The organism is Actinophytocola sp. (assembly GCF_036002505.1).
Taxonomy (GTDB): domain Bacteria; phylum Actinomycetota; class Actinomycetes; order Mycobacteriales; family Pseudonocardiaceae; genus DASYTH01.
Genome location: NZ_DASYTH010000316.1, coordinates 16,684 through 32,639 on the forward strand (window position 1 = coordinate 16,684; position 15,956 = coordinate 32,639).

Annotated in this window: 13 protein-coding genes and 1 riboswitch; of the genes, 6 read left to right on the forward strand and 7 right to left on the reverse strand. The window is 69.4% G+C overall.

The window, feature by feature from the left end:
* Positions 1-14 precede the first annotated feature (14 nt).
* Positions 15-1,712, forward strand: coding sequence for a P-loop NTPase fold protein (locus VGR06_RS27550; protein ID WP_327562046.1), 1,698 nt, complete (start codon positions 15-17; stop codon positions 1,710-1,712).
* Here VGR06_RS27550 and VGR06_RS27555 read toward each other — a convergent pair.
* From VGR06_RS27555 to VGR06_RS27565, 3 genes are all read right to left on the reverse strand, one after another.
* A complete protein-coding gene (locus VGR06_RS27555) occupies positions 1,681-2,217 on the reverse strand; it encodes a methylated-DNA--[protein]-cysteine S-methyltransferase (protein ID WP_327562047.1) in 537 nt (178 codons plus the stop codon). The genes VGR06_RS27550 and VGR06_RS27555 overlap by 32 nt on opposite strands.
* On the reverse strand, positions 2,214-3,695 hold the full coding sequence (locus tag VGR06_RS27560; RefSeq protein WP_327562048.1) for an AlkA N-terminal domain-containing protein: 1,482 nt from the start codon (positions 3,693-3,695) through the stop codon (positions 2,214-2,216). Before VGR06_RS27560 ends, VGR06_RS27555 begins: the two co-directional genes overlap by 4 nt.
* Positions 3,696-3,912: 217 nt before the next feature.
* Positions 3,913-7,131, reverse strand: a complete 3,219-nt coding sequence (locus tag VGR06_RS27565; protein ID WP_327562049.1) for a S8 family serine peptidase — start codon at positions 7,129-7,131, stop codon at positions 3,913-3,915.
* A 203-nt stretch (positions 7,132-7,334) separates the two neighbouring features.
* On the opposite strand from VGR06_RS27565, the gene ychF reads away from it, so the two are divergent.
* Complete coding sequence (ychF, locus tag VGR06_RS27570) at positions 7,335-8,414, forward strand: redox-regulated ATPase YchF (protein ID WP_327562050.1); 1,080 nt, start codon at positions 7,335-7,337, stop codon at positions 8,412-8,414.
* A gap of 201 nt (positions 8,415-8,615) precedes the next feature.
* On the opposite strand, the gene VGR06_RS27575 is transcribed toward ychF, so the two are convergent.
* From VGR06_RS27575 to VGR06_RS27585, 3 genes are all read right to left on the reverse strand, one after another.
* Positions 8,616-9,392, reverse strand: coding sequence for a DUF4143 domain-containing protein (locus VGR06_RS27575; protein ID WP_327562051.1), 777 nt, complete (start codon positions 9,390-9,392; stop codon positions 8,616-8,618).
* Positions 9,393-9,574: 182 nt separating this feature from the next.
* Entirely contained in the window at positions 9,575-9,913 is a 339-nt protein-coding gene (locus tag VGR06_RS27580) for an antibiotic biosynthesis monooxygenase (RefSeq protein WP_327562052.1), read from the reverse strand.
* An 8-nt stretch (positions 9,914-9,921) separates the two neighbouring features.
* Positions 9,922-10,542 carry an NIPSNAP family protein gene (locus VGR06_RS27585; protein WP_327562053.1) on the reverse strand — a complete coding sequence of 207 codons (621 nt, stop codon included), beginning with the start codon at positions 10,540-10,542 and terminating at the stop codon, positions 9,922-9,924.
* 79 nt (positions 10,543-10,621) lie between these two features.
* On the opposite strand from VGR06_RS27585, the gene VGR06_RS27590 reads away from it, so the two are divergent.
* Positions 10,622-11,782: an alkaline phosphatase PhoX gene (locus VGR06_RS27590; RefSeq protein WP_327562054.1), complete on the forward strand. Its 1,161-nt coding sequence runs from the start codon at positions 10,622-10,624 to the stop codon at positions 11,780-11,782.
* Here VGR06_RS27590 and VGR06_RS27595 read toward each other — a convergent pair whose 3' ends face one another.
* Positions 11,783-12,085 carry a 4a-hydroxytetrahydrobiopterin dehydratase gene (locus VGR06_RS27595; RefSeq protein ID WP_327562055.1) on the reverse strand — a complete coding sequence of 101 codons (303 nt, stop codon included), beginning with the start codon at positions 12,083-12,085 and terminating at the stop codon, positions 11,783-11,785. It abuts the gene before it with no gap.
* A 46-nt stretch (positions 12,086-12,131) separates the two neighbouring features.
* A riboswitch (TPP riboswitch) is annotated at positions 12,132-12,245 on the forward strand.
* Here VGR06_RS27595 and VGR06_RS27600 point away from each other — a divergent pair.
* The 3 genes from VGR06_RS27600 to VGR06_RS27610 all read left to right on the forward strand — a co-directional run bounded on the left by VGR06_RS27600 (position 12,240) and on the right by VGR06_RS27610 (position 15,876).
* Positions 12,240-13,274 carry a thiamine ABC transporter substrate-binding protein gene (locus VGR06_RS27600; RefSeq protein WP_327562056.1) on the forward strand — a complete coding sequence of 345 codons (1,035 nt, stop codon included), beginning with the start codon at positions 12,240-12,242 and terminating at the stop codon, positions 13,272-13,274. (Overlaps the previous riboswitch by 6 nt.)
* Positions 13,271-14,857, forward strand: coding sequence for an iron ABC transporter permease (locus tag VGR06_RS27605; RefSeq protein ID WP_327562058.1), 1,587 nt, complete (start codon positions 13,271-13,273; stop codon positions 14,855-14,857). Before VGR06_RS27600 ends, VGR06_RS27605 begins: the two co-directional genes overlap by 4 nt.
* Positions 14,857-15,876, forward strand: a complete 1,020-nt coding sequence (locus tag VGR06_RS27610; protein ID WP_327562057.1) for an ABC transporter ATP-binding protein — start codon at positions 14,857-14,859, stop codon at positions 15,874-15,876. Before VGR06_RS27605 ends, VGR06_RS27610 begins: the two co-directional genes overlap by 1 nt.
* Positions 15,877-15,956 lie beyond the last annotated feature (80 nt).

Below are 15,956 nucleotides of genomic sequence, written 5' to 3' on the forward strand. Positions count from 1 at the left end.
CAAAGGATGCGGCCGTGAAGATCAGCCTGATCGCCGACCAGGCCATCGGCGAAAGCGATCTGAGAACCGCCGACGGCCTCGGGTTCGAGACCTATGCCCAGGTTCTCGCCACCGCCGCCGCGGACACGAAGGGCCCGTTCACCATTGGAGTGTTCGGCGAATGGGGGACCGGCAAAACCAGCCTGCTGCGGTTGATCAAGCGACAGCTGGATCAGAACCCGCAGGTGGTGACGGTCTGGTTCAACGCGTGGCGGCACGACAAGGAGGAGCATCCCATCGTTCCTCTCGTGGGAACGATCGTGCACGAGTTGGAGGAGCACAAGGCTGTCCCCGCCCAGACCAGGCGGACGTTGGTAGGCGCGCTACGCGCGATCGCCTACGGGTTCTCGGCGAAGGCCAAAGTCAAGGTGCCGGGGTTCGCCGAGGTCGAGGCGTCGTTCGTGGCCAAGGAGATGATCGACCGCGACGAGCGGTTGAGGTCGGATCCGTTGCTGGACAGAAGCCTGTATTACGGCGCCTTCAACCGGCTCGATGCGGTCCAGTTGGAGGACGAGCTTCGCGTCGTCGTGCTCATCGATGATCTCGACCGGTGCTTTCCCGATCAGGCGATCCAGCTGCTCGAGAGCATCAAGTTGGTGCTAGCCCAGCCTGGTTTCATCTTTATCTTGGGTGTAGCTCGCCGGGTGATCGAAGGATACCTGCAGCACCGTTACACCACCGAATACGGAATCAGCGACTTCAAAGGTCAGCTTTACCTCGACAAGATGGTCCAGCTACCCTTCCACATCCCGCCTTATGGTGGCCGTATGGCGGACTTCAGCGAGTCGCTGCTAGCGGGTCAGCCTTCGGATGTGGTCCAGGAGCTCAAGCCGGTACTAGCGCTCGTGGCGGAGGTATTTGGTGGCAATCCTCGATCACTCATCCGGTTCATCAACAACATTCTAATCGACACGGCCATCAGTTCGGAGCTGGCCAGGCTGAACAATACACCACCAATCCCCGTCCAGCTCGTCGCGATTTCGCGCTGCTTGGAACTCCGATGGCCGGACGTGCTGTCAACGCTGTTGGCATCAGATGAGCTGGCGGCAGACGTCGTGCGCTGGAATCGCGCGGATTTTGCGCGACGTGCATCGGAAGAAGGCGATCAGGCGCGGGTGGCAGCGGCATTACTGTCTGAGCCGGAACTTCAGATGCTGTTGCTCGGATCTGAAGGAAAATTGTGGCTCCGGAATGCGGAACTGCGCCACGCCAGTGTGGATTTTTTGCGGGATCAACGGCGACTGTCTCCGCTCGATCCCGCCGAAGTGCGGCCGCGCTGGGACGCATACTTCAGTTATCTTCTGAGTGATCGTTCGGTAATCGTCGAGATCGTCGAGAAGTTGTCTCAGCGGGGATTGAGGATACCGTTCGGTAGGTTGAGTAAAATCGGCGAGACCACCGTGGAGCAGTTCGAAGCCGCGCCAGAATCGGCACCAATCATCGCCTATTTTATTGGACCGGACCGTTCTGGTGTGGAGCTTCAGCAAGAAGGATTGAACTCCGCAATCGACCGTGCTCAAGCTGTTATTCCTGTGTTGCTGCCAGGTGCGGACGGCAGTCAAATTCCGCCCCAGCTGCGCGCGCGATGGGTTGATTTGAGGCAGGGTGTCACTCACGTTGGTATCGGCCGCTTGGCCGACGCTATTGAGGCCGGCAATCGTCGGCCGTCTTGAGCTGGTGGCTCGGAAGCTCGTGGTTCAGCAGCCAGCATTTGACGGGGAGGCCCCAGCGGAAGCCGCCCAGGGAGCCGTCGGTGCGCACGATTCTGTGGCAGGGGACGAAGAGGGCGGCGGCGTTGCGGGCGCAGGCTGATGCGGCTGCGCGGATGGCTTCGGGGCGGCCGGACAGGGCGGCGAAGTTGGTGTAGGTGGTGGGTTTGCCTGGGGGAACTGTGCGGAGGATGTCCCAGGCGTGGGTGATGAACTGGCCGGAGGATTGGCGGACGGGGATGTCGTCGACGGCTGTGAGGTTGCCTTCGTGGTAGAGGCGGATGGCTTTGGTTACGGCGCCCAGGTCGGGGCGGCGGCGGACCTCGATGGGGCGGAGGTGGGGGGCGATTACCGGGAGGAGAGCGTCGAATGAGTCTGTCCAGCCGGAGGCGAGGACGACCTCGTCGGTGGCGATGATGGCGGTGAAGGGGCCGATGGGGGTGTCTACTGTGGACGAGTAGGCGGTCATGATTTCCTTCGTGGGGTGGGGGTTGATGCACGCCAGAGGTGGAGGCCGGCGTAGGAGCGCCAGGGTTGCCAGGTTCGGGCGTGTTGGGTGAGGCCGTCGGTGTCGGAGGGTAGGCCGAGGGCGCGGGCGCCGTTGCGGAGGGCTACGTCGCCGGCGAGGAGCACATCGGTGGCGCCGAGGACGCGCATTTGGACGTAGCCGGCGGTCCAGGGGCCGACGCCGGAGAAGGCTTGCAGGGCATGGGAAAGCTCGATGGGGTCGGCGCCGACGTGGACTTCCAAGGAGCCGGCGGCCAGGGCGGCGTTGACTTCGAGCATGGTGGCGATGCGGCGGCGGGGTCCGGTGAGGACTTCGGCGCCGCGGGCGGCGATGGCGGCGGGGGTGGGGAACAGCGTGGTGAGGTCGCCGTCGGGGGTGGTGAGGGGGTCGCCGAGGGCGGCGCTGAGGACGCCGAGGGCGGTGCGGGCGGCGGCTACGGTGATCTGCTGGCCGATGAGGGCGCGGCTGACGATCTCGGCGGCGTCGACGCAGCCGGGGAGGCGGATGCCGGGGGTGGCGGCGACCTGGGGCGCGAGGGCGGGGTCGGTGGACAGGAGTTCGTCCACCGCGCCGGGGTCGGCGTCGAGGTCGAGCAGGCGGCGCAGGCGGGCGACGGCGCTACCGAGGTCGCGCATGTCGGTCAGGCGCAGGGTGCACTCGACGTGGCCGTCTGCCGGTCGCAACCGGGCGGTGCCCTGGCCGTGTGGCAGGGAAAGGGTGCGGGCGTACTCATCGTCCACAACGGACTCGACGCCGGGGATGGCGCGGGCGGCGAGGAATCCGAGCAGGCCGGCGGCGTCGAACGGGGGACGGTAGGGCAGGCGCAGCGTGAGCCGGCCGGCGGTGGGGGCGGCGCCGCGGGCCCGGCGCCGGGCGGCCATGCGAAGTTCGGTGGGTGTCACCCCGAACACGGCCCGGATCGTGTCGTTGAACTGCCGGACGCTGGCGAAACCGGCGGCGAACGCCACGTCCGCGAGGGGCAGCGTGGTGGTCTCGATCAGCAGGCGGGCCGAGTGGGCGCGGTGAGCACGGGCCAGCGCGAGGGGGCCGGCACCGAGTTCGGTGGTGAGCACGCGGGTGAGATGCCGTTCGGAGTAGCCGACGCGGCGGGCGAGGCCGGGAACGCCCTCTCGTTCAACGATCCCATCGGAGATCAATCGCATCGCCCTCCCGGCCAGGTCGGCCCGGAGGTTCCATTCGGGCGAGCCGGGCACGGCGTCCGGCAGGCAGCGCCGGCAGGCCCGGTAGCCGGCCTGCTGCGCGGCCGCCGCCGTCGGGTAGAACTCCACGTTGCGCCGCTTCGGCGTAATCGCCGGGCAGGACGGCCGGCAGTAGATCCCGGTCGTGCGCACGGCGAGGATGAACTGCCCGTCGAAGCGCGCGTCCCGGGCCGTCACCGCCCGGTACCCCTGCTCGAGATCAATCAGCACGGCGTCCATGCTGCCAGCGCACAGGGCAGCAAGCTAGCGGGAATCGGACATCGCAGTCCCGCCTCTCCGGAATTCTTACCGCTGTTGCGTTCCAGCGAACGGTGCGGTCGTCGGGATGATTGTGGCTGGCTGCCGTCACGGTCCCCTGAGGTTCCGTTGGTCATGGCGGAGTTCCAACGCCGAGGGCCGCCCCTCGAACGAAAGGGCGGCCCTGGCAACACCACCGCTACGAGACGCTCTGCACGATCACGTCACCGGAGCCCACCAGCACGTTGCCATCCGTGCGCACCTCGACGTTGCCGATCAGCACCCGGCCGGAGCCCGGCGCCGCGTTCACCGTCACCACGCCCGGCACCGTCCAGGTCGAGTTCGACGGCCGGCTCACGTTCGCGTCCGTCACCGACACCGTGCCGTACATCGGGTTGCTCAGCACGTCCAGGAAATTGAACGTGGTCGTGCCCGCGTCCACCCGGAACCCGTCGACCAGAATGATCCACAGGCCGGCCGCCGGGTTGTTGATCGTCACCGCCTCCTCGGCCGTCGATCCGGTGCTCTGCCCGGCCTGCCGGCAGGTCCCGGTCGTGCAGTTGAACGCGTACAGATCCAGGTCCGACCTGGCGTCCGAGGCGGAGCCGATCGTCGTGCGCAGGCTGGTCGTGCCCGCCGGCACGGTCACCGGGAACTGCAGCTGCTGACCGGTGGCGATGGTCGGCGTGGCGGTCCGCTGGCTGCGCAGCGCCGTTCCGCCCGCCTTGCCGGTGAGCGACGCGAACGCGTTGGTGAGCGCGTACTGCCGGTTCACCGGCTGGCCCAGCGACGCCGACGGAATCGTGTCCGGGTTCGGTGACACCGACGCGCTGAGCGCCTTGGCCGTGATCGTGTACGGCGCGAACGCCACGTCCGACGTCCGCCGCGCCTCGACCTCGATCTCCCAGACGCCCGGGAGCGGGTTGGTCACCGTGCGGCTGGTCGGGCTGCCCAGGTCGCAGCCGCCGCCCGGCACCGGCGGGTTGTAGCAGTTCGTCGACGCGTTCGCCTCCAGGTGCAGGCCGAACGGGTGGAACCGGAGGAACCGGATCTGGCCCGCCCCGCCCGCGCCGCCGCCTTGCATGTCCACCGAGAGCGCCGTCGTGCCGGCCGGGACCCGGGCGAAGAAGCTGGCCGTCTGGTTGCGGCCGAGCTGCCCGCCGTGCCGGAGCGTGTAGGCGTTCTCCGCGGTGAAGTCCTCGGCGGCCACCACCGTGTTCAGCGTCTGGTACTCGACGCCGGTGGTGAGCGGGCTGTCCAGGTTCAGGATCGCCGAGTGGATGCCGGCCGTGCGCGGCTCGATGTGCACCCGCAGCTTCGTCGCGAAGCCCTTGCGCAGCGTGATCGCGTCCGGCGACTTGAACGTGCCGTCGTTGCCCACCCAGTTCACCCGGTACGTGATCGGGGCGTCGCTGCCGGACGTGCGGGTGAACGTGTAGTCGCGGGTGTAGCTGTCGCCGGCCCGCACGCCCTCGCGGTCGTGGATGCCGACGCCGACGCCCGGTGTCTTCAGCAAGCCGGACAGCACCGAGCTCACCGGCACCGACGAGGTGATGTCGGTGACCCTGATGTTGGCCTGCAGCAGGTCCCACGCCCGGTCCACGGTGAGCAGACCGTTGCCCTGCTCGTAGGCCTGCAGGCCGGAGACGAACCGGGCCGAGGACGTGATCGCCTGGCGCAGCTGCGCGGGGCTGTGCTGCACGCCGCGGTCCAGCGCCGCGCTCACCAGCACCGCCGCGGCTCCCGCGGTCTGCGGCGAGGCCATCGAGGTGCCGTTGAACATGCCGTAGCCGGGCGGCAGGTCGTAGGTGCCGGCCACCGGCTGGCCGCCCTGCCAGGTCGGCACGGACGAGATGGCCGAACCGGGCGCGATGATCGTCGGCTTGAAGCCGCCGTCCTCCCGGGGGCCGCGCGAGGAGAAGCCGTGCAGGCTCTCCTCCACCGCGATGTCCGAGCCGTAGTTGCGCTGCCAGGTGGCCCGGCGGATGTAGGAGCCGACGCTGACCACCCTGTCCGCCACTGACGGGTCGCCGACCGTGTTCGCCCCGGCGCCCTCGTTTCCGGCGGAGATGAACATCTGCACGCCGAACGTGTCGATCAGGTTGTTGTAGATCTCGGCGCGGGCGTTGTTGCCGTCGTTGAGCGCCGGCAGGCCGCCGATGGACATGTTGATCACGTCCACGTGCGCGTCGCGGACCGCATACCGCATGCCCTCGATCAGCGCGTGGTTCGTGCAGCCGGTGATCCACAGGCAGGCCCGCACGGAGACGATCTTGGCGCCGGGCGCGGCGCCGCTCATCGAGCCGCCGAACAGCCGGTTGCCGGCCACGATGCCGGCCACGTGCGAGCCGTGCGCGCCGGACACGATGCCGATGTTGACGGAGTTGTTCGCGGTGTCGGTCTGCACCACGAACGGCATGGCTTCGCTGATCGCGGTGGCCGGGTTGTCCGTGCCGAACCTGTTCTGGTCGAAGCGGACCTTGTAGTCCGTCATCGCCATGTCGTCGGTGAAGCTCTTGTTCTGGTTGGTGTCCACCCAGACGTTGTTGGTGGCCTGGTCCCAGGCCACGCCGAAGGTGCCGACGCTGCCGGTCGGGTTGCCGTCGCGGTTGACGTCGTTGCCGGTCTCGCCGGCCAGGCGCGGGTCGCGCTCGTTGAACACGCCGAACCGGAGCGTGCCGGCGCCGGGCGGGGCGGTGTAGTCGGCCGGGAGCGCGCCGGTCATCAGGATCCAGCTCGGGTCGTTGTCGATGTTGACCCCGTTGGCGAAGCCGCCGTCGGTGAACGCCACCCAGTCGACGATCTTGCGCTCGCCGGTGCTGGTGGTGTTCAGCGACGGGTGGCCGAGGTCCACGCCGGAGTCCACGATGCCGACCGTGACGCCGCGGCCGTCCCAGGTCGGGTGCGCGTCCACGAACTGTGCGGCGCCGGTGTCACCGGTGGGCATGTACGGGTTCACGTGCGGCGTGCTGGCGTTCGGCGGGGGCTGCGGGGTCGGGTCGGCGATGCCCTCCGGGCGCGGGTCGTCCAGCGGGATGTTCTCGTCGAGGTCGACGGCGCTGACACCGTCCAGCGCGGCGATCTTCTTCACCTGGTCGACCGGGACCTCGACGCGCACGTAGTTGATCTCGTCGGCCCGGTACTGGACCTTGGCGCCGGCCTTGGCGAGCTGCTCGACGCCCCTGGTGCCCTGGCCGCGCTTCGTCGCCACCAGCACCGTCACCGTCTGCTGGCCGCGCTGCTGGGCCTCGGCGAGCAGCTGCTCGTCGTGCTTTCCGATGGACACGCCGATGCTGGCGTCGGGGGTGGGGTCCGCGGCCGCGGGGCTGGCAACCAGCGCGGCGCCGGCGAGGGCCGTGGTGAACGCCATCCCGACGGCGAGGCGGCCGCGCCGTCGCCAATCACGTTGGGAGGTCATCCCATTCCTTCCTCGGACGGGTGAGTGAGCAGCTGTGGCGAGCACTCCAGGCCCCGACCGAGGGCTGCGCCGACGAACACCTAAGCACGTCGTACCCATATGGGTGAAGTGTCGAAAGTATGACCCTTACGGAGTGTTATCGAGCTGCGACGGGGCCGACTGGGTCGTCAGGGGTTCACCACCGCCGCCTAGACTGGCTCGTCGTGAGTTTGACCCTCGGCATCGTCGGCCTGCCCAACGTCGGCAAGTCCACCTTGTTCAACGCGCTGACCAACAACTCCGTGCTGGCCGCGAACTACCCGTTCGCCACCATCGAGCCCAACGTCGGGGTGGTCCCGCTGCCGGATCCCCGGTTGGACCGGCTGGCGTCGGTGTTCAGCAGCGCCCGGGTGGTGCCGGCCACGGTGTCCTTCGTGGACATCGCCGGGCTGGTCAAGGGCGCCTCCGAGGGGCAGGGCCTGGGCAACCGGTTCCTCGCCAACATCCGTGAGGCCAACGCCATCTGCCAGGTCATCCGGGTGTTCGACGACCCCGACGTGGTGCACGTCGACGGCGCCGTGGACCCGGGCGCCGACATCGAGACGGTCAACACCGAGCTGATCCTCGCCGACCTGCAGACCCTGGACCGCGCGCTGCCGCGCCTGGAGAAGGAGGCCCGCACCCGCAAGGACGCCCGGCCCGCGCTCGACGCCGCCGTCGCCGCCCGCGCCACACTCGACTCCGGCCGCACGCTGTTCGCCGCGTCCTCCGAAGTGGACGGCGCGCTCGTGGCCGAGCTCAGCCTGCTCACCGCCAAGCCGTTCCTCTACGTGTTCAACGCCGACGAATCCGTCCTCACCGACGCTTCGCGCCGCGCCGACCTCACCAAGCTCGTCGCCCCCGCCGACGCCGTGTTCCTCGACGCCAAGGTCGAAGCCGAGCTGCTGGAGCTCGACGCCGACTCCCGCGCCGAGCTTCTCGAGTCCATCGGCCAACCCGAACCCGGCCTGCACGCCCTGGCCCGCGCCGGCTTCCACACCCTCGGCCTGCAAACTTTTTTGACGGCCGGCCCCAAAGAATCCCGCGCCTGGACCATCCACCAAGGCTGGACCGCCCCCCAAGCCGCCGGCGTCATCCACACCGACTTCGAACGCGGCTTCATCAAAGCCGAAATCGTCTCCTACGAGGACCTGATGGCAGCCGGCTCCATGCCCGCCGCCAAATCCGCCGGCAAAGTCCGCATGGAAGGCAAGGACTACGTCATGTCCGACGGCGACGTCGTCGAGTTCCGCTTCAATGTTTAGACCGAAGTTACGAATGATCAACTGCTTGCACATCCGGTTTGAGGTTTCCACATTCGGTCCACAGAGGACGAGTGGATGCGTCCGTAGCCGGAAAGCACATCGCTTCTGGCTACCGAAAACGGCACGATCGACACGTTTTCGCAGGGTGAACCACCGAGGTTCTACGCAGAGTCACAGCAACTTCGGTTTAGGCATTCCGGCTCATGTCGGCGTGGTCCACAAGGCGGAGATGGGGAGGCAGGCGAGGTTGTCGCCGAAGCTGAGGGATTCTGAGCCGCAGTAGAGGACGAGGCCGGCATGGAAGCGGGGGCCTAGGCGGCGCTGGAGAAGTCTGAGGCCGCGGAAGTCGTTGGAGCGGACGGTTTCGGCGGCCTTGATTTCGATGCCGACGATGTTGCCGGTGTTGTCCTCGAGTACACCGTCCACTTCGTACTGGTCGCGGTAGTGGTAGAGGCGGGCGGAGACGGTCGACCAGGTGAGCTGGCGGGCGATCTCGCTGAGCACGAAGTTCCCGATGAGCGCGCCGATCGGGGCGTCGCTGGTGGCGCTGGCGGTCGGGGTGTGCGCGAGGCCAGGATCAATGAAGATCACCTTTGGCATGCCGACGGTGCGCGTGGTGGTGCCGGCCGACCAGGCGGGGAGCCGGCGGACGACGAACACGGTTTCGAGGATCTCGATGTAGTTGCGCACCGTGGGAGCGGTGATGCTCAGCTCGCCGGCGAGGCGGTTGACGCTGAGCAGGCCCGAGGTTTGGGCGGCGAGCAGCGACAGCAGCCGGCGCATGTCGGCGGCATGCTCGATGTCGGCCACCTGCTTGACGTCCCGGACGATGAGATAGCTGTCGAAGAACCGTTGCCGGCGGCGCGGGGTGTCTCGGTGCATGGCTTCGGGATAACCGCCGCGGGCGGCTCGGTCGAGATAGTCCCGGCGCCGCAGCCCGAGCGGCTCGGTACGGAGGTCGGCGCCCTGGGCGAACACGCCGTCGACGAAGCCGTCCGGAGTGCCGTCGATCTCACCCTGGGACAGCGGCCACAGCTCGATCGTCCCCGAACGGCCGGGCAGCGCATCGGGCAGGTCGTGCGGGCGCGCGGAACCGGTCAGCAGGAAGCGCCCTGGCCGGGGATCGCGGTCGACCTTTCAATCTGCCGAACAAGGAGCCTTCATTCTGACGGACGGTCCCAGTGGTAGGCGCGTTCTACTTTGGCTACGTGGATGGCGTAGGAGTCGTACCACTTTTCGCGGCCTTGGTTGCGGGCGGCGGCGTGGTCGGGGTTGGTGCGCCAGGCGGTGATGGCGGGTTCGTCGCGGAAGTAGGCGACGGTGATGCCGAGGCCGTCGGGGTTGCGGGCGGTGTCGGCGCCGAGGTAGCCGGGTTGGGATTGGACGAGGTCGAACATGGCTTTCGCGGTGTCGGCGTAGCCGTCGTCGACGGGGGTGCGGAGGGAGGTGAAGACGACGGCGTGATAGGGCGGTTCGGGGAGGCGGGCGGGGCGCGTCATGGGTCTCCTCAGCGCAGCAGGGAACGCGGGGTCGGGGCGAGGCGGAGGTGCTCGGTGCGGACGGGCGGAGCCGGTGCGGCGCGGAGCCACTCGGCCAGGTCGCTCTCGGTGGGGAAGGAGGCGAACCAGACCGATGCCTGCTCGGAGCGGACGGGGAGCGCGGGGTAGTTGTTCTCGGCGGGCTCGGTCTCGCCCACGCCGAGCACCGTGGCGCCGAACTTCGACAGCAACCCCTCGTCGGGGTGACCGGCGGGGTAGTGGATGGTGGCCAGCACGAGCGAGGACGGTGGCACGTCCCGCACCGCGCCGTCCACGATGAAATCGCCGGCGACGGGCCGGAGCAGGAGCACGTCGTCGGTGTCGATCATCGTGGCGTTGGCGGCCTCGCGGTGGGCGCGCCAGACCGGGCCGCCGTAGAACGCGGTCAGGGCGGCGGCGCGGGCGGTCATCGAGGGGAAGCTGCGGACCCACCCGAAGCGGTCCGGGCGGTCCAGGTCGCGGAACTGGCCGAGGATGCGCATGCCGCAGGACTCCTGGGTCTCCACGAACTCCCGGTCGAACAGCGTGATCAGCTCGTCGCGCCGGCCTGGGTGAAGCGTGTATTGCCGTAGCTCGAACACTTCCGTCATACCGGCGGACCTTAGGGCGGGTCACTGACATCCTGAACCGAGTAGTTCCCTGCACACGAAGCGTAAGGAGCCAGGACTCGTGGAACGGCGCAACTTCCTCAGGGTGGCGGTGGTCGGAGCGGCAGCGGCGGCGTTCGGCGGGGCGTCGTGGCGGGAGGCGTTCGCCGCCACCGCGCAGCCCGGCCCGAGCCCGTACGGGGACCTGCTGGCGGCCGACGCCAACAACGTCATGCTGCCGGCGGGGTTCACCAGCCGGGTGGTGGCGCGCACCGGGCGGTTCGTGGCCCGCACGTCCTACCTGTGGCACCCGGCTCCGGACGGCGGCGCCTGCTTCGCCGACGGCAGCGGCTGGATCTACGTGTCCAACAGCGAGGTTCCGCTCGTCGGTGGGTGCTCCGCGATCCGGTTCGGGGCGGACGGGCAGATCACCGGTGCGTACCGGATTCTGGGCAACACCAACGTGAACTGCGCGGGCGGCGCCACACCCTGGCACACCTGGCTGTCCTGTGAGGAGATCGACTGGGGGCGGGTGTTCGAGACGGACCCGTTCGGGGTCAACGGAGCGACCGCGCGCACCGCGATGGGCCGGTTCAAGCACGAAGCCTGCGCGGCCGATCCCGACCACCAGTTCATCTACATGACCGAGGACGTCCCGGACGGCTGCTTCTACCGGTTCAAGCCGGCCACCTGGGGCAACCTGTCCAGCGGCACGCTCGAGGTGCTGTGCGGCCCGGCCGACCAGACCAGCGGCCCGGTGACCTGGCGTCGGGTGCCCGACCCGGACGGCTTCCCGGTGACGACCCGCAACCAGGTGTCCGCGGCGAAGCGGTTCACCGGCGGCGAGGGCTGCTACTACGCCGGCAGCACCTGCTGGTTCACCACCAAGGGCGACAACCGGGTGTGGGCCTACGACGCCAACGCCTCGACCATCGACCTCGCCTACGACGACTCGCTGGTGATCGGCGGCGCGGCCCCGCTGACCGGGGTGGACAACGTCACCGGTGCCGCGAACGGCGACCTGTTCGTGGCCGAGGACGGCGGCGACATGGAGATCTGCATGATCACGCCGGCCGGTGTGGTCGCGCCGTTCCTGCGGGTGCTGGGTCAGGGCGGCTCGGAGATCACCGGCCCGGCGTTCAGCCCGGACGGCTCGCGGCTGTACTTCTCCTCGCAGCGTGGGACGTCCGGCGACGTGTTCGGCGGGATCACCTACGAGGTGCGCGGACCGTTCCGGGGGTGACTACTCCGGTGACCGGATGGAGTCGATCACGCCGTCGATCTCCTCGGCGAGGGTCACGTCCAGCGCGGTGATGCCGCCGGCGGAGTGTGTGCTGCACCGGAAGGTCAGCGTGCGCCAGCGGATGTCGATGTCCGGGTGGTGGTTGTCGCTCTCGGCGATCTCGGCGACCCGGTTCACCACCTGGATCGCCTGCGGGAAGCTTTCCAGCTCAGCGGTGCGCACCAGCGCCCCGTCGGTCCGGCTCCATTCGGGCAGGCCACCCAGGGCTTTGCCCAGGTCCTCGTCGCTCAGTAGTTCCGGCATGCCCTCATGGTGGTCGTTCCGGGCGCCGAGCGCACGCGCGTAGCATCGTGATCACCACGGGAGCCCGGTGCCGCGCCGGGCTGAGAGGAGGGCTCGCAGCCCTCGACCGTTCGAACCTGATCCGGGTCATACCGGCGCAGGGAGGAGGAACGCAATGCGGCGTATCGCGGTGATCGCCCTGGTCCTGGCCACCGCGGCCGGGTGCTCGCTGTCCGGCGGTGGCGACGACGGTGGGGAGCGGACGGTCGTGCTGGTCACGCACGACTCGTTCACGATGAAGCCGGAGGTCCTCGACGAGTTCCGGAAGAGCTCGGGGATCAGGATCGACGTGCGGAAGTCCGGCGACGCCGGCGCGCTGACCAACCAGCTCGTGCTGACCAGGGCCAACCCGCTGGGCGACGTGGCGTTCGGGGTGGACAACACGTTCGCCTCGCGGGCGTTGAAGGAAGGCGTGTTCGCCGACTACCACAGCCCGGAGGCGGACAAGGGTCCGCGCCGCTACGCCGTCGACGGCGGTAACCGGCTCACCGCGGTGGACGCCGGGGACGTGTGCCTCAACGTCGACCCGGCCGCGTTCGTCGCGCGTGGCCTCCCGGAGCCGAGCCGGTACGAGGACCTGGCCGACCCGAAGTACAAGGACCTGCTCGTGGTGGAGGATCCGGCGACGTCCTCGCCGGGGCTGGCGTTCGTGCTCGGTACGGTGGCGCACTTCGGCGAGCAGGGCTGGGCGGACTACTGGCGGAAGCTGAAGGCCAACGGGGTCAAGGTGGACAGTGGCTGGGAGGAGGCCTACACCCAGGACTTCTCCGGCTCCGCCGGCAAGGGGCCGCGGCCGGTCGTGGTGTCCTACGCGTCCTCGCCGGCGGCCGAGGTCGGGCCGGACGGCAAGGCGCGCACCAAGGCGCTGCTGTTCACCTGTTTCCGGCAGGTCGAGTACGCCGGCGTGCTGACCGGCGCCAAGCACCCCGAGGACGCCCGCAAGGTGGTGGACTTCCTGCTGTCCCAACCGTTCCAGTCGAACGTCGCGGAGCAGATGTTCGTCTACCCGGCGCGCGAGGACGTCCCGCTGCCGGCCGCGTGGCAGGGCGTGGTGCTGCAGCCGAGCAACCCGGAGACGTTGCCGGCCGCGGACATCGACGCGAACCGGGAGCGGTGGATCAACCAGTGGCGCTCGACCGTCCAAGGCTGATCCGGGCCGGCGCCGGCCTGCTCGTCGCGGCCCTGGTGCCGCTGGGTTTCCTCGCGGTCTTCTTTCTCTGGCCGGTGGTGGCGATCCTGGAGCGCGGGTTGTCGGCCGGCGGGGTGCTGTCCGTGCTGGGCCAGGACGAGACGTGGCGGCTCGTGGGGTTCACGCTCGGGCAGGCGGCCGCGTCCACGGCGTTGGCGGTGCTGGCCGGGTTGCCGGTGGCATTCGTGCTGGCCCGATGCGCCTTGCCGGGCCTGGGTTTCCTGCGAGTCGTGGTGCTGGTGCCGTTCGTGCTGCCGACCGTGGTGGTGGGGTTGGCGTTCCGGGCGCTGCTGCCGTCCGGCGGAGTGATCTCCATCGTGCTGGCCAACGCGTTCTTCAACGTGGCGGTGGTGGCCCGTACGGTGGCTGGTCTGTGGTCGCATGTGGACAGACGAGCTGAGGACGCGGCGCGGGTGCTGGGGGCGTCCCGGCTGCGTACGTTCACCGCGGTGACACTGCCCGCGCTGACCCCGGCCCTCGGCTCCGCGGCCGCGGTGGTGTTCCTGTTCTGTGCCACCAGTTTCGGTGTGGTCCTGGTGCTCGGCGGGGCGCGGTACCGCACCCTGGAGACCGAGATCTACCTGCGCACGGTGGAGCTGCTGGATCTCTCCGGGGCGGCGGCGTTGTCCCTGCTGCAACTCGGCGCGGTGGTGGCCGCGCTGCTCGCCGGTGCCGCGGCCCGGCGGCGCCGGGAGACTGCGCTTCGGTTGCGCGGCAAGCTGGAGACGGCACGCCGGCCGGCCGGTGGCGAGTGGGCGGTGGTGGCGCTGGCCATGGTCGTGGTCGGGCTGCTGCTCACCCCGGTAGGTGTGCTGGCGCTCCGCTCCGTGTCCGGCTGGAGCCTCGATGGTTACCGGGCGTTAACCGGGACCGGCTTCCCCGGCACTTTGCAAGTGTCCGGTGTGGACGCCGCGGTCAACTCGGTGCGCACCGCGTTCGACGCGACCGTGCTCGCCGTGCTGCTCGGTGTCACCGCCGCGGTGGTGCTGGTTTCCCTTGGGCGGGGCCGGGTTCGGCGCGGCCTGGTCGAGGGCTTGGACGCTGCGCTGATGCTGCCGCTCGGGGTTTCCGCGGTCACCGTGGGATTCGGCTACCTGATCACACTGGACAAGCTGCCCGGCGACCTGCGCACCTCCGCCGCGCTGGTGCCGCTGGCCCAGGCACTGGTGGTCACCCCGCTGATCATCCGCATCGTCCTGCCGGTCCTCCGCTCCATCGACGAACGGCTGCGCCAGGCCGCCGCCACGCTCGGCGCCGGCCCGTGGCGGGTCTGGCGCGAGGTCGACGTCCCGCTCGCCGGCCGGTCCCTGCTCACCGCCGCCGCGTTCGGCTACGTCGTCGCGCTCGGCGAGTTCGGCGCCACCAGCTTCCTCGCCCGCCCGGACGCAGCCACCCTCCCGGTGGCCATCGGCCGCCTGATCTCCCGCCCGGGCGCACTGAACAACCAGATGGCCTACGCCGCCTGCACCGTGCTGATGCTCGTCACCGTCGCGGCCGTGCTCCTGGTCGACCGCCTGCGCGTCCCCGGCGTTGGAGAGTTCTGATGGCCCTGTCCGTACGCGGCCTCTCCGTCCACTATGGACATATTGCCGCGGTCTCCGGGGTGGACCTCGACCTGGCCGACGGTGAGACACTCGCCCTGCTCGGCCCGTCCGGCTGCGGCAAGTCGACGCTCCTCCGCGCCGTCGCCGGCCTGGAGCGCCCCACCGCCGGCACGATCAGCTGGAACGGCGCCGACCTCGCCACCGTCCCCGTTCACCGCCGCGGCTTCGGCCTCGTCTTCCAGGACGGCCAGCTGTTCCCGCACCGCGACGTCGCCGGCAACATCACCTTCGGCCTCCGCATGCGCGGCACCGACCGGCCCACCCAACGCCGCCGCGTCCACGAGCTCCTCACCCTGCTCAACCTTGACGGCTACCAGTCCCGCCGCATCACCGAACTCTCCGGCGGCGAACAACAACGCGTCGCCCTCGCCCGGGCCCTCGCCCCTCGTCCCCGCCTGCTCCTCCTCGACGAACCACTGTCCGCATTGGACAGGGCACTCCGCGACCAACTCGCCCTCGACCTCGCCCGCGTCCTGCGCGTCGCGGGCTCCACCACCCTCATCGTCACCCACGACCACGACGAAGCCTTCACCCTCGCCGACCGGGTCGCGCTGATGCGCGCCGGCCACGTCACCCAAACCGGCCGCCCCGAAGACGTGTGGCGCACCCCCGCCGACGAACCCACCGCCCGCTTCCTCGGCTGCACAACGTTCCTCCCCGCCACCGTGACATCGGGCGTCGCCACCTCCGCCCTCGGCCCCATCCCCGTCCCCTGGGCGCCCGACGGCCCCGCTCGTCTCGCCTTGCGCCCCACCGCCCTCCGCGCCACCGAAACCGGCCCCCTCCGCGGAACAGTCCTCTCCCGAATCCACCGCCGCGACCACGTGCGCCTCGTCGTGCGCTTGGACACGGGCGTCGACAAACCGGTGGACGCAGTTGCCGGAATCGCGGACCGGCTCAACTCCGGTGACCCCGTTCACCTCACCCCGGACCCGAACGGTGTGGCTCTAGTGCCCTGAAGGCCGCCTTCGGGACGTTGAGCGTCTCGAAGGCGGCCTTCAGGGCATTTCAGCCGTCCTTGGTGAGCATTCGGGCCAGG